General features: G+C 35.6%; 17 protein-coding genes. 10 read left to right on the top strand and 7 right to left on the bottom strand.

Annotated features, from left to right (window positions below):
• Positions 1-200: 200 nt before the first annotated feature.
• The gene (locus JR050_RS18595; RefSeq protein ID WP_204205165.1) at positions 201-413 is read right to left on the bottom strand and encodes a DUF2536 family protein; all 213 of its coding nucleotides are present in this window, start codon (positions 411-413) and stop codon (positions 201-203) included.
• Positions 414-641: 228 nt separating this feature from the next.
• On the opposite strand from JR050_RS18595, the gene JR050_RS18590 reads away from it, so the two are divergent.
• From JR050_RS18590 to JR050_RS18570, 5 genes are all read left to right on the top strand, one after another.
• Positions 642-1,283 (top strand): class I SAM-dependent DNA methyltransferase, encoded by a 642-nt coding sequence (locus JR050_RS18590; protein WP_204205164.1) that lies wholly within the window; start codon positions 642-644, stop codon positions 1,281-1,283.
• A gap of 17 nt (positions 1,284-1,300) precedes the next feature.
• The gene (gene mtnN / locus JR050_RS18585; protein ID WP_204205163.1) at positions 1,301-2,020 is read left to right on the top strand and encodes a 5'-methylthioadenosine/S-adenosylhomocysteine nucleosidase; all 720 of its coding nucleotides are present in this window, start codon (positions 1,301-1,303) and stop codon (positions 2,018-2,020) included.
• On the top strand, positions 2,007-2,930 hold the full coding sequence (locus JR050_RS18580) for a PLP-dependent cysteine synthase family protein (protein ID WP_204205162.1): 924 nt from the start codon (positions 2,007-2,009) through the stop codon (positions 2,928-2,930). The genes mtnN and JR050_RS18580 overlap by 14 nt, the downstream gene beginning before the upstream one ends.
• Positions 2,931-4,064, top strand: a complete 1,134-nt coding sequence (locus JR050_RS18575; protein WP_204205161.1) for a bifunctional cystathionine gamma-lyase/homocysteine desulfhydrase — start codon at positions 2,931-2,933, stop codon at positions 4,062-4,064. It begins immediately after the preceding gene.
• 138 nt (positions 4,065-4,202) lie between these two features.
• A complete protein-coding gene (locus tag JR050_RS18570) occupies positions 4,203-4,442 on the top strand; it encodes a YrhC family protein (RefSeq protein ID WP_239454479.1) in 240 nt (79 codons plus the stop codon).
• Between the two features lie 48 nt (positions 4,443-4,490).
• Here JR050_RS18570 and JR050_RS18565 read toward each other — a convergent pair whose 3' ends face one another.
• A complete protein-coding gene (locus JR050_RS18565) occupies positions 4,491-5,189 on the bottom strand; it encodes an OmpA/MotB family protein (protein ID WP_204205160.1) in 699 nt (232 codons plus the stop codon).
• An 11-nt stretch (positions 5,190-5,200) separates the two neighbouring features.
• A complete protein-coding gene (locus JR050_RS18560) occupies positions 5,201-6,715 on the bottom strand; it encodes a hypothetical protein (protein WP_204205159.1) in 1,515 nt (504 codons plus the stop codon).
• Positions 6,716-7,099: 384 nt separating this feature from the next.
• Between JR050_RS18560 and JR050_RS18555 the strand changes: the two genes are divergently transcribed.
• Together JR050_RS18555 and JR050_RS18550 are read left to right on the top strand one after the other, a co-directional pair.
• Positions 7,100-7,243: a YrzI family small protein gene (locus JR050_RS18555; RefSeq protein WP_204205158.1), complete on the top strand. Its 144-nt coding sequence runs from the start codon at positions 7,100-7,102 to the stop codon at positions 7,241-7,243.
• Positions 7,244-7,371: 128 nt separating this feature from the next.
• Entirely contained in the window at positions 7,372-7,515 is a 144-nt protein-coding gene (locus tag JR050_RS18550; protein ID WP_204205157.1) for a YrzI family small protein, read from the top strand.
• Between the two features lie 186 nt (positions 7,516-7,701).
• Here the strand turns inward: JR050_RS18550 and sigK are convergent, their stop codons facing one another.
• On the bottom strand, positions 7,702-8,415 hold the full coding sequence (gene sigK / locus JR050_RS18545) for an RNA polymerase sporulation sigma factor SigK (protein WP_204205156.1): 714 nt from the start codon (positions 8,413-8,415) through the stop codon (positions 7,702-7,704).
• A 222-nt stretch (positions 8,416-8,637) separates the two neighbouring features.
• Here sigK and yjcZ point away from each other — a divergent pair, with 222 nt between their 5' ends.
• Together yjcZ and JR050_RS18535 are read left to right on the top strand one after the other, a co-directional pair.
• Entirely contained in the window at positions 8,638-8,796 is a 159-nt protein-coding gene (yjcZ, locus tag JR050_RS18540; protein WP_204205155.1) for a sporulation protein YjcZ, read from the top strand.
• 148 nt (positions 8,797-8,944) lie between these two features.
• Complete coding sequence (locus JR050_RS18535) at positions 8,945-10,717, top strand: M3 family oligoendopeptidase (protein ID WP_204205154.1); 1,773 nt, start codon at positions 8,945-8,947, stop codon at positions 10,715-10,717.
• A 61-nt stretch (positions 10,718-10,778) separates the two neighbouring features.
• Here JR050_RS18535 and pssA read toward each other — a convergent pair whose 3' ends face one another.
• Positions 10,779-11,318 (bottom strand): CDP-diacylglycerol--serine O-phosphatidyltransferase, encoded by a 540-nt coding sequence (gene pssA, locus JR050_RS18530; protein ID WP_204205153.1) that lies wholly within the window; start codon positions 11,316-11,318, stop codon positions 10,779-10,781.
• Positions 11,319-11,508: 190 nt separating this feature from the next.
• Here pssA and JR050_RS18525 point away from each other — a divergent pair, with 190 nt between their 5' ends.
• Positions 11,509-12,303 carry a phosphatidylserine decarboxylase gene (locus tag JR050_RS18525; RefSeq protein WP_204205152.1) on the top strand — a complete coding sequence of 265 codons (795 nt, stop codon included), beginning with the start codon at positions 11,509-11,511 and terminating at the stop codon, positions 12,301-12,303.
• A gap of 47 nt (positions 12,304-12,350) precedes the next feature.
• Here the strand turns inward: JR050_RS18525 and JR050_RS18520 are convergent, their stop codons facing one another.
• Together JR050_RS18520 and JR050_RS18515 are read right to left on the bottom strand one after the other, a co-directional pair.
• A complete protein-coding gene (locus tag JR050_RS18520; RefSeq protein WP_204205275.1) occupies positions 12,351-13,271 on the bottom strand; it encodes an IS3 family transposase in 921 nt (306 codons plus the stop codon).
• A gap of 112 nt (positions 13,272-13,383) precedes the next feature.
• On the bottom strand, positions 13,384-13,775 hold a 392-nt coding region (locus tag JR050_RS18515; protein ID WP_204205151.1), incomplete at its 5' end, for a helix-turn-helix domain-containing protein.

Here is a 13,775-nt window from a genome sequence, read left to right as displayed (position 1 = left end):
AATTGGAGTGCAAGACGAAGACTCCTGCGGGAGAAGCGAGTTAGGTGAGACCCCGAAGGGAGGAACGACTGAGGAGGCACACCAACACCCCGCGGAAAGCGAAGTCTTGCACGGAAATTAACAGCTGTATTAAAAGCCTATCTAATTTGAAATTGTTCGTCTTTAGAGTATCGTGTTTTAGTATTGTCCCAACCCTTTTTTTATAACTTTTTTCTCTTAAAGTGCACCATTGCAGTAAAATAAGGCTTATTTGTTTTAGAGTCTGCCGCCATTGTATGTGAAACATGATGTACTTCTAATAAAATTGCTTTATTCAGGTCAATCTTCTCTTGAATCTTTTTCTCTAATGTTACTAAGTCATGGGCTTCAAAAAACTCCACTTTGTCATCAATTTGATCTAACATAAATTGCATATATTGTTGCTCCTTCTTATCTTATTAGATGATACTGCGAGACATCTGCCTTCATCGTGTGAATACAAGTCAATCTTGTTAAACGATTCCTCTTTAAAATTAGTGTAATTCAACTTAAAACCTAACACAAATAAATTGAACAAAGGTTAGAATTATGTTAAGTTATTAGCAATTCCAACTTTTATTCATAGTATATTGATAGGAATTATAAGGAATGGAGTGTATCGGATGGGTAGAGAATTTCTTGATTTATTTGAACAATGGGCTGGTAGTTATGATGAATCTGTAAATGGACATGACGAAGAATATAAAGAGGTATTTAAATATTATGAGCAGATATTAGAAACAGTTGTTGAACGGTCAAAGGGAAATGTATTGGAATTTGGGGTAGGCACTGGAAACCTAACACAAAAATTTATAAATAAAGGCTTTAACATAACGGGTATTGAACCCTCTCAACCAATGAGAGAGCTTGCGTTACAAAAGCTTCCGAAGGAAATTACTATTTCAGACGGTGATTTTTTACAGTTTACGTTGCCGGATGAAAACCCAAACACCATTGTGAGCACTTATGCTTTTCATCATTTAACAGATGATGAAAAAGGAATTGCGATAGCAAAGTATGGTAACTTCCTTGTAAAAGGTGATAAAATAGTTTTTGCAGATACTATGTTTGAATCAAACAAAGCTTATCAAGACATGATAAAAAAATCATATGATCAAGGATTTCATAACCTAGCAAAAGACTTGGAAAGAGAATATTATACGACGATTGAGGTATTACAGAATATATGTGAAGAAAATGACTTCGAGGTAAGATTCTCTCGATGCAATGAGTTTGTTTGGGTTATGGAGGCTGTGAAACAGTAGAAAGTGAGGACATAGAAATGAAAGTAGCTATTATCGGAGCAATGGAAGAAGAAGTGCAAATTCTGCGTGGAAAGCTGGAGGGAGCAGAGGTTGAGGTTGTTGCTGGCTGCGAATTTACATTTGGAAAATTACAAGGAACGGACGTAGTCTTATTACGTTCCGGGATTGGGAAGGTAAATGCAGCAATGAGTACAACAATTCTCATGCAGCGTTTTCAACCTGATTATGTTATAAATACTGGTTCTGCTGGTGGGTTCTTACAGACATTAAATGTTGGAGACGTTGTCATTTCGACTGAAGTTCGTCATCACGATGTAGATGTTACCGCATTTGGATACGAATACGGACAAGTTCCAGGATTACCTGTAGCATTTAAGGCCAATGATTTACTCATTGAAGCAGCTACAGGAGCTGTTCATGAATTAGAGGGAGTTCAAGTTGTTGAAGGTGGTATTGCAACCGGAGATTCCTTTATGAATGATCCTGAGCGTGTTAGCTATGTTAGATCTAAGCTACCGAACCTTTATGCAGTCGAAATGGAAGCAGCTGCAGTTGCACAAGTATGTCACCAATTTGATAAACCGTTCGTTGTAATTCGTGCCCTTTCAGATATTGCAGGAAAAGAATCTAATATTTCATTTGATCAATTCCTTCAAAAGGCTGCTCTTCATTCATCTGAACTGGTTGTTTCAATGGTTCAAAAATTGAAGGAGAAGGTTACTCATGCAGGTCTATAAACATGTACATGAGTTAATCGGTAATACCCCATTACTAGAATTAACTAGCTTTTCTTTACCAAATGGAGTCCGACTTTTTGCAAAGCTTGAATATTTCAATCCTGGTGGAAGTATAAAGGATCGCTTAGGAATTGAATTATTACAGGAAGCAATCGATACTGGAAAGATTCAAGAGGGTGGAACAATAATAGAACCTACTGCTGGAAACACTGGGATTGGCCTTGCGTTAGCAGCAGTAGGAAAAAACATAAATGTCATCTTTTGTGTACCTGAGAAATTTAGTATAGAAAAGCAAGAATTAATGAAGGCACTTGGAGCAAAAATTGTCCATACACCAACGAGTGAAGGAATGAAAGGTGCAATTTCCAAAGCACAAGAATTACTCAAAGAAATACCAGGGGCATATTGTCCACAACAATTCGGTAATCCTGCGAATCCAAATACGTATTATAAAACATTAGGTCCCGAGCTTTGGAAACAGCTAGAAGGACATATTGATGTATTTGTGGCTGGGGCAGGTACTGGTGGAACGTTTATGGGAACAGCGAGATATTTGAAAGAAATGAGTTCAAGTATTAAGACTGTAATAGTCGAGCCAGAGGGATCGATTTTAAACGGTGGAGAATCTGGCCCTCATAAGACAGAGGGGATTGGGATGGAATTTCTTCCTGAATATATGGAACCATCTTATTTTGACAGTATTCATACCGTTTCAGATCAAGATGCTTTTCGATTAGTGAAGGAATTAGCAGTAAAGGAAGGTCTGTTAGTAGGCAGCTCAGCAGGAGCTGCATTACAAGCAGCATTACTTGAGGCTCAAAAGGCAAAACCAGGGAGTCATATTGTTACAATCTTTGCAGATAGTAGTGAACGGTACTTGAGTAAAAAGATTTATGAAGGAGGGATTTAAGTGAGAAGGAAAACAAAACTTATACATGGTGGCATTTCTGGTGATCCTCACACAGGAGCAGTTTCAGTACCAATTTATCAGGTAAGTACGTATAAACAAGAAGCTGTAGGAAAGCACAGTGGTTTTGAATATTCACGTACAGGTAATCCAACGAGACATGCACTAGAAGAACTGATTAAAGATCTTGAAAATGGTGAAGCAGGCTTCGCTTTTGGTTCGGGAATGGCGGCAATAACAGCTGTCATGATGCTATTCAAAAGTGGGGATCATATTGTTCTTACTGACGATGTGTATGGCGGAACGTTTCGAGTAATGACAAAGGTGTTAAACAGATTTGGTATTGAATCTACGTTTGTTGATACGAGTGATCTCACAAATCTGGAAAAGGCAATACAACCTAATACAAAGGCTGTTTATATTGAAACACCGACAAATCCATTATTGAAAATTACAGATATTGAAAAAGCTAGTGAACTAGCGAAGAAGCACAATTTGTTAACAATCGTCGATAATACATTTAGTACTCCATATTGGCAAACACCAATCACACTCGGTGCCGATATTGTTCTTCATAGTGCTACTAAATACATTGGTGGACATAGTGATGTGGTTGCAGGACTTGTTGTAGTAAACAGTAAAAAACTTGCAGAAGATTTACACTTTGTTCAAAATTCAACAGGTGGGGTTCTTGGTCCGCAAGATTCATGGTTATTAATGAGAGGAATTAAGACACTTGGTGTTCGGATGGAAGAAACTGAACAAAATACAATAAAACTTGTAGAATTCCTGTTGAATCATCCGTTAATTGAAAAGGTATATTATCCAGGCCTTGAAAGTCATCCAAATCATGATACCGCCAAAAAGCAAGCAGGTGGATTTGGAGGTATGATTTCCTTTGATGTAGGAAGTGCAGAAAAGGCAGATCAACTGTTAGAAAAGATTCACTATTTTACATTAGCTGAAAGTCTAGGTGCAGTAGAAAGCTTAATTTCAGTTCCAGCAAGAATGACTCATGCATCCATTCCAGCTGAGCGTCGTGCGGAACTAGGTATTACTGATGGACTTGTTAGAATTTCAGTAGGGTTAGAAGATGTGGAAGATTTAATTGAGGATTTAACTCAGGCATTACAATAACAAACAACAGTCCTCCAAGTCGGAGGGCTTGTTTTTTTGAGTGGAAAGCACTAGTTTTGGTTTTATTTACATAGAGAGTTTTGATCTATCGCTATGATAAAATAGATTGAAAGATTGAGAGAAATGAGGCGTCATAGCATGGATATGGATAAAAAATCTCTTCAAGATAAGATTACTGATTTTACTCGTTTCGGAATGGTTTTACTTGCAGTAAGTGTGTTCTTGTTTATTGGAACGCTCATACCGAACGAAGGGAAAAGCATGATTCAAACTTATTTGATGTTAGGAACAAATTTTATTTTATTAGGTGCTGCTTTTTACTTTTTTCAAAAGAGTGTTAAGCTTAAAAATAAACTAGTAGAAATGCAAGAAGATTAAAAGAGACTTAAGGAATGCGCGAATGTGCATATCCTAAAGTCTCTTTTCTTATGGTCTTGAAAGGATTGTATTCAATGAATCTTGCCATTTTTGATCATCTAAAATAATTTGGAAAGAGATGCGACGGTTCTTTTCATTAGCTTCTATTGAATTTCCTTCGACAATGGGTTTGTATTCAGAATAACCGGTTGCAGCTAAATACTGAGCATACTTTTTATCAGTAAGTCTTGGATTTGCTTCAAGCAACTGTTTAACGACAGAAACAGCCCGTTCAGTTGATAGTGTCCAGTTATCATAAGGAACAGAATCTGTATGACCTTCAATCAGAATAATGTATAAGTATTGACTGAGTTCCGGATCATCAAGTATTGTGACAATACCATCACTTAAATTAGCAAGAACTTCTTTACCTTCTGGACTTATATCAGCACTACCTGTATCGAACAAGATGTCGCCTTCAATGGAAATCGTGTTATTAGGGCCTCTCGTTACATTATCTTTTCCTACATTTTCTTCTAATCTCTTTTCGATTAAATCAGATATCTGTTTTTTTATTGATGCCGTTTGTTGTAGTTCTTGTTTAATTTCTGCCTGGTCGTATGCTTGGTATATAGACTGAATAAAGGCAATAATCGCGATAAATAGAATTACAAGCACAATCATTGCCATCATATCCGTAAAGGATGGCCAATAGTAATCGTGACTTTCTTCGTCTTCTACTAGCATTCTTCTTCGTGCTCTATTCATTTTTTGATCACCTACTCCGGAATCCTAGTTGGGAGATGTGGACGCTTTGTCTGGATGGCAGTATATTGCTGACCTTCGTAAAATCTAATTAACATCTGATATACTTCAGCTAAATATTGCTGAATTTGACTAATCTCATATTGTGACCGCTCACTTACGAGTTCAATCGTACGTATAAGTTCTCTATTATCATTTTGTGGTTGCACCTGTCTATGGCGTGATTGATCCATTTTATCAATGACTTCCCTTCTTAATCGTTCAATCACTTCATGCCAAGATCGTTCCAACTGCTGAACAGAAGAAGAGAAGTCCTGTGCTGCGTGATAATATTGAGATTGTTTATCTTGGAAGGAATAGTTTAATTCTTCTTGCTTTTGATACAATCTTCGTTCCATTTCTTCTTGCTTCGCATATGCACGATTAGATTGTTCCTCTAAGCCTTTTAAAAATAAACCACTGATTTCTGCGGTTTTTGTTGAAGAATCCTTTAATAATTGATCTGAGCGTTGAAGCATTTGCTCAAATCTTCTTTGACCAACCTCTTGCTTCTCAAGAGAGCTGTGTAAATGTTTTTCAAGACCCTTTATGGCACTTTGCAGAGTATTTAATTCATGGTCAATGCCACTTCGGACAGAAAGTAAACCATTTACAGAAGTAGTGAGGTCGGATCCGAAATCTTTTAGCGCATGCGTACTTGTTGAATACGTGTCAGCTGTCTCTGTCTGCTTTACAATTAATTGTTTCATATCGTTTGTGACTACATGTAGTTCTTCAGTTAGTTTGATAATATTACCTGCAAAGTCTTTAACGGATTCTTGAAACGCTTCTTGAACTTTATTTGAGAAACGATCAAGTAGCTTTTCTAATTGATCCTTTGGCTTTTCATTTTCTATTTGACTTGAAATTTTATGATCTAATAAACTTTCTGCTTCAGATAAGATACTCCCTTTATAGTAGCTAACGGAAGTTCCCCCGGATAAAAAACCTGTCTGAAATAAATTTAATAATAAGGAGCTACTAATACCCGCAATACTTGTGATAAAAGCAAGGCTCATTCCTTGGAATGGGGCAGATATTGCCGATACAATTGAATTCATAGATAAATCAGCAGAAGAGCCTGGGAGTGTAATTAATATCTCCTCCATTGAAAACATAGAGATTGTGAGACCTATAAACGTTCCTAAAATCCCACAAATAATGACGGTCATCGGTAGCAATTGTTGAAGCTTTAATACATTTCCAACAGGTGATTTAATAATCCCAAACAGTCGAATTGGCTCTTTCATGAAATTCTTTTCAACAAGAGAGATCGTATTGATCGATTCATGCTTTTGAACTTTATATGTTTCATATTCCTTAATAAGCTTATTAATCCATTTTACAGATGAACTTGATACGTGACCTTCATCCAAGTTAATGAATTCCTGTTGCCATTTTTGAAGAATATAAATCGTTTGAAAATGACAAACAACTCCAAACAAGGTAATAAAACCAATGATACCTAAAATAAAGATGGAAATGCCCATATTTGTCCCTCCTTTGTAAAGCGTATGGGGAATATAGAGAGGAATTGCCTATTTTTTTAAATAGAAAAAAATATTTTCAAAAACAAGTTTACAAATGCATGAATTTTGGATATAATTACCACTGTAATCAAAATTATCCAAAGGAGGTCGAATTAAATGTTAATTGTTGCAAATGTACTTTCTTGTAAAACTCAATATATGAAATTAGAATTCGACCATAACTGGATCTGTTAGAAATTAATTTATTGTCTACTACATCCACAGGGCCGAATTGTGCTCCTGTGGATTTTTTATGCCATTAAAAAAAACCATAGGACGCCAGCCTGTGGTTTTTTGTGCCCAAATGTAGTGTGGATAAGAAACATTTTAAGGAGGTGATAGGATATGACATTCAACCTATTATTTATAACCGTTTCACTAAACAAAAGAACATATTCACAAGAAGAAGTACTTCGAGAATTAGAAGTTCAAAGGATATCAGAAGAAATTACTGATCGTAAGTGTTCTGTGCAACACCGAGTTTACTAAGACCTAATAATAAAAGGGAGGGTATTATCATGTTTTTAATGAAAAAGAAGGTGCTTGTAGCTTGGTTATGGGTGGAGAAAGATTCCACCTAACGAATGATTAAATTGCTAGAAACAGGAGGAATTAGCATGATACCATTTCATCTATTTTTATTTACCCTTTTCACAAAGAAAAAGGAAGTAACAGTGGATCAATATAAACATGATTTATTAGTAAAGAAATTACGTGATAAATCTTTAAACAATCGTCATAAAATGTATCCATATATCTAAAGGATGTTACCCATAGATTGTTGTTTTTCGAACAAGTCGAGAAACTCGCAATGATTATAATTCCGGGCCATCTATCGTCTTGTAATACACATTAAATATGCATGCAAATGATTAATCAAAACAATGTTTAGAAAAGAGCCTTTCTAAAACAAAAAGAAGGTCCCATATAAGGGACCTTCTTTTTCATCAACCTCTTCTTTTTTCCTTTTCTGCACGATAAAACTCATGAAACATCTTCATTAATGCGCGCTTCTCAATTCTTGATACATAACTTCGAGAAATACCAAGCTCTTTTGCAATTTCTCTTTGAGTCTTTTCCTTCTGTAAATCCAACCCGAACCTTCCAGTAATCACTTCTCGTTCACGTTCATCTAATATATCAATATACTCTTTTATTTTCTCAAGCTCCATATTTAATTGAATCGTATCAATGACATCCTCAGATTCAGATTTTAGCACGTCAATTAATGAAATTTCATTACCTTCTTTATCCTGACCAATTGGGTCATGTAAGGAGACATCCTTTTTCGTCTTTTTTAGAGCTCTTAAATGCATCAGTATTTCGTTTTCAATACAACGTGCAGCGTAAGTAGCAAGCTTTGTTCCTTTGCCTTGTGAATAGCTTTCAATCGCTTTAATTAATCCAATCGTTCCAATTGATATTAAGTCCTCAGAATCTTCACCTGTGTTTTCAAACTTCTTTACAATATGAGCAACTAATCGCAAATTGTGTTCAATAAGCAGATTGCGTGCTTCATCATCACCTTCTGCCATGCGTTTTAAGTATTTCTGCTCATCACTTGCAGATAAAGGCTGAGGAAATGCGTTGTTCTTTACGTATGATACAAATAATAGTAACTCTTTGACAAAGAATCCTATCGCTGTCAGCAATCCTGTCATTTCCATTCACCCCCAAGATAGTCCATATGTAGGCAGTTGCCTATTTTATAACTATGTACGGTTAGGCTTGTTTGTGTCTGTACAGGAAAAAAAAGACTAGTACCATAGCACATTGTAAAGATTGTTGTAAAATAGACAAAACTAAACGAATGTCCTATACACATTTGACCTACAAACATACAATAAATTAACAAGACATTAGATTAAAAGGAGGTAACCTACATGTCTTATTATGGCTTTGGTCCATACTCACCTTATGGCTATCCAGGATATTATGGAGGAGGCGGCTACAACTGGGGATACGCTCTCATTGTAGTGCTGCTAATTCTATTAATCATCCTTGGCGGAGGATATTACTATAACAACTATTATAAGAAATAAATGTAATGAAAGCCGGTTTGAATGAACGAACCGGTTTTATTCATTGAGTTGGCTGTTTTTTACTAAACTAATAGTAATCAAACAAATAGTTCGTTATACTAAATAGAATGAATAGTACAAAATTTGTAAGCATTTAAGGGGGAAATTTATGAGTACATATAGTTTAACTTGGGATTTAGACTCAATTTTTAACGGAGGTAGTGAATCAGAAGAGTTTCAAACTTATGTAAAATCGTTAGAACAAGGTATTCATGAGTTCAAATCATCACTAGATCACTTAATAAATGAGAAGAAGCTTGCAGAAATTATACATGCAATTCAGCCGTTAATGAATCAAATGAAAGAAGCGGGTGCTTTTGTTTCTTGTCTTCAGGCACAGAACGTAAATGATAGTAAAGCTGGAGAATTGAAAGGGAAAATCACAAGTATATCAGCTGAATTCCAAACATTGTTAACTAAATTTGATCAATATTTAATTTCAATTTCTTCTGATGAGTGGGCTACAAAGATAAACGAACCTGAAATAAAATCGTTGCAGTTTGTACTTGAAGAGAGAAGAGAACGTGCTGCAGAGAAGCTTGATTTAGACCAAGAATCTTTAATCTTGCAATTAGGAGTTGACGGTTATCACGGATGGTCACAATTGTATGACACGATCACGGGTCGTATTACAATTCCTTTTGAGAAAGAAGGAGAAACGGAGCATTTATCAGTAGGACAGGCAGCTAATAAATTTTCAGATCCTGATCGAAATGTAAGAAAATCAACATTTGAGAATTGGGAACGTACTTGGGAAGAGAACGGTGATTTATTATCACAAACTTTAAACCATTTAGCTGGCTATCGCTTAAGTGTTTATAAAAAACGCGGATGGGAAACGTTAAAGGAGCCATTATTTATCAATCGTATGCAACAAGAAACATTAGATACGATGTGGAATGTAATTGATCAATATAAACATGTTTTCGTTGAATATATGAACAAAAAGGCTTCGATTCTAGGTCTTGAAAAGTTATCATGGTACGATTTAGATGCACCTCTTTCTACATCAACTAGTACGGTATCGTATCAAGAAGGCGCTGAATTTATTCTTAAGCATTTTGAAAGATTTGGTCCAAAGATGGCTGAAATGGCGAAGAGATCATTCGAAGAGCGTTGGATCGAAGCGGAAGATCGTAAAGGGAAGATGCCAGGTGGCTTCTGCACAAGCTTTCCTGAGCAAGAGCAATCTAGAATTTTTATGACCTACTCAGGTACCGCTTCAAATATCTCGACACTTGCTCATGAATTAGGCCATGCGTTCCATCAATATGTGATGAACGATTTAGAGCCAATGAATCAACGTTATGCGATGAATGTAGCCGAAACAGCTTCAACATTTGCTGAAATGATTGTAGCAGATGCAGCAGTGAAAACGGCTAAATCTGAGGAAGAAAAATTAGCACTTCTAGAAGATAAGGTTCAACGAAGTGTTGCGTTATTTATGAATATTCATTCTCGATTTATTTTTGAAAAGCAGTTCTATGAAGAGCGACGAGAAGGTATGGTTAGTCAAAAGCGATTAAATGAACTTATGGAAAATGCACAAAAAGAAGCCTACAAAAATTCCCTAGATGAATATCATCCAACATTCTGGGCATCCAAGCTTCATTTCCATATTACAGGGGTCCCATTCTACAATTTCCCATATACATTCGGTTATTTATTCTCTTTAGGTATCTATGCTAGAGCATTAGAAGAAGGTAGTGAATTTGAAGAGAAATATATTGCATTGTTAAGGGATACAGGTAGAATGACGGTAGAAGAACTTGCACAGAAACATTTAGAGGTCGATTTAACGAAGCAGGATTTCTGGGAAAAAGCCATTTTATTATCTGTTCAAGATGTTCATGACTTCCTTGAAATGACGAGTAAAAACTAATACAAAAAGAGAAGGCCCCTGCACACGAATGAATCCGTCTTCAGGGGTCCTACCTTTGTATTTAAACTTTCTTAAGCTTAAATGTACTAATCATTAATATGGAGAGTGCTAACGTAAGGTACATGAAAATGTACGATGGTATATAAGGTGTTGCTAAATAACTTAATGTTAGCAAACAGCCAGCAGCTGTAATAGGTAACCCAGTGAAATATCCGTTATTTTCAGTAATATTAAACCTTGCTAGACGAATAGCTCCACATGCAATATAAATGATACAAAAAATCATACCTGGTGCATTGTACGTAAACAATATACCTTGATAGATCAACAAAGCAGGTGCTACACCAAATGAAATAATGTCACACATGGAGTCAAGTTGCTTTCCAAACTCCGATTCAATTTGTAACTTCCTTGCAACCATACCATCAAACCGATCAGCTAATGCAGCTAAAAATATTAATAATAAGCTTAAATTTAACTGTCCTTGCATGGCAAAGATGATGGAGAAGGCACCAAGCATTAGATTAAATAATGTTAGAATATTGGCTGTTTGTGATTTCAATTTTTTCATTGTATGATCTACATATTCCCATAAAAACAAACTAATCACTCCCTAGAAGGGTAAATCTTTTTACATAAGCTTATAAAGTTACTATTTTAAAGCAATGATTTCCCATGTTACTATGATAACAAGAAATTAACAAAAAGGGCACATAAAAAATCACAAATTAATAATTTTATTCATTATATGAACATTCATAAATAGTATTTCACATCAGGAGGAACAATTATTGAAGAAATTTTTATATCGGTTTTTCATTGAATTAACCAATCAAGCGTTTTTATCAAAATGGTTAGAGAACTTTACAAAGTCTTCCTACAGCAGACACTTTATCCCTACATTTGTAAAAACCTATAAAATCAACGAAACAGAAATGCTTCACCCAATAACCGAGTATGGATCTCTTCATGAGTTATTTACAAGGCAATTAAACATGGTGAATCGTCCAGTTGCAATAGGTGATGAGATTGTAGTAAGTCCTGTTGATGCAGTAGTTGAAGAGTTTGGCTCGATTGATGCAGACCAAACCTTTATCGCAAAAGGAAAGTCGTACTCTATATCTGAAATGCTACATCGTGATGAGGTAAAGAAAAAGTATATCAATGGTATATTCCTTATTCTTTATTTAAGTCCTAGTCATTATCACCGAATTCATGCCCCAATATCTGGTGATATTATTGGACAATGGTCATTAGGCACTTCCTCATATCCTGTGAATAATTGGGGGATTACATACGGTAAAAGTCCATTTACTAAAAATTATCGTGTGATATCGGAAGTAGTAAAAGATGATTCACATCTTGCTATTGTTAAAGTAGGAGCAATGTTTGTAAATGGAATAGAATTAACCCACGAAGGAGATAAAATCAAAAAGGGAGAAGAAATTGGTTTCTTTGAATTTGGGTCAACCATCATACTTTTATTTGAAAAAGATTCATTTACCCTTAATCCTTCAATTCATAAGAAAATGGATATCTTAGTCGGTCAACCCTTAGGAACGCTAAAAAAGAGGACAATGCATTAATTTGAACTGCCCCCTGTCAAGTAGACAGTGGAAATAATAAAAAGGATCTAAGCGGCTTTAGCTCTATATTCCATAGGGCTAAGGCCGTTTAATCGTTTTTGGTATCTCTCATGATTATAAAAATGAATGTACTCATTTATCGCAAGAGAAAGATCCTCAAAAGTCTTATATTTATGCAAATAATATTTCTCACATTTTAGTGTTCCAAAAAAGGATTCCATTGGTCCATTATCAATACACCGACCAACTCGTGACATACTTTGTGTCATATTCGCCGCATCTATTTTACGTTTAAATCCTTTAGAGGTGTACTGAAATCCACGGTCACTATGGATAAGTGGTTTTTCCGCAGCTAATAGTACTGTAGCTTGGTCAAGTGTCTTAAATACAAGTTGGTTATTATTAGAATGTCCTAGAACATAACTTATGATTGAACCATCATATAGGTCACGAATCGCACTTAAATAGGCCTTTTTTGATTGACCATACTTAAATTCTGTCACATCCGTAACCCATTTTTCATTTGGTTTTTCCGCGGTAAATTCTCGATTTAATATATTGTCTGCCACATGTTGAGGTGTAGAACGTTTATATTGTTTCCTCTTAATCCTAATGACAGAGCGTAAACCAGCCACTTTCATTAATCGGTAAATTCTTTTATGATTAAGGTTCTCCTCAAACATTCTGTTCATATGAAGCGTCATTTGTCGGTAGCCGAAGGTGTTATCAACCTTTTTATGGAGAATTTTCATCTCTTTAATGATTTCTTCATTCAGTATTTCTCGGGTAGAAGGGGTACGGTTAAGCCACTTATAGTATGCAGAACGTGCAATTTCAGCGATCTCACAAAGTAAACTAATGCTTAAATTCTCATTTTTGTGAAGCTCCTGAATAGCGATATACTTATCCTCAAATCGGATTAGGCTTATTTTCGCCTCCTTTCGATCTCCTCTAACTTTTTTAAGAATAAATTCTCCGCACGTAACCGTTCATTTTCTCTTTCTAACTTTTTCATTTGAAGTTCGATTTTCTCTTCTGGAGTAAGCTTAGCTTCTTCTTTCTTAATACCACGTTTATCTTTTAGTGCTTCATCTCCGCCACTTCATACTTCTTAACCCATTGATAGACTTGTTGATAAGAAACATTATAAGTATTAGCTGCTTCTTGATAATCTTTTCCGCTCCCCAAGCAATCAAGTACAATTTGTATTCGTTCTTCCCAAGTTGTTTTTCTTCCCTTAGTCATAGAGCTCGTCCTTCCTTTTGACGTATCCTTTAAATCTCTATGAGTATTATACTTCTTAATCCACTCGTGGAGGACGGAATGACTTGATATTTCATACTTTTTGACAACCTCAAGTAAAGAGTATTTACCAGACAGATAATCACTAACAGCTAAAAGCTTTATTTCCTTCGAGTACCTTTTCCAAGTTGAGGATTCTTTAAGACCTTCAGAACCAAATGTATCAAAAC

The organism is Bacillus suaedaesalsae (assembly GCF_016890225.1).
Taxonomy (GTDB): domain Bacteria; phylum Bacillota; class Bacilli; order Bacillales; family SA4; genus Bacillus_BS; species Bacillus_BS suaedaesalsae.
Note: the sequence above shows the minus strand (reverse complement) of the source record. Positions and strands in the feature narration are given on the sequence as shown.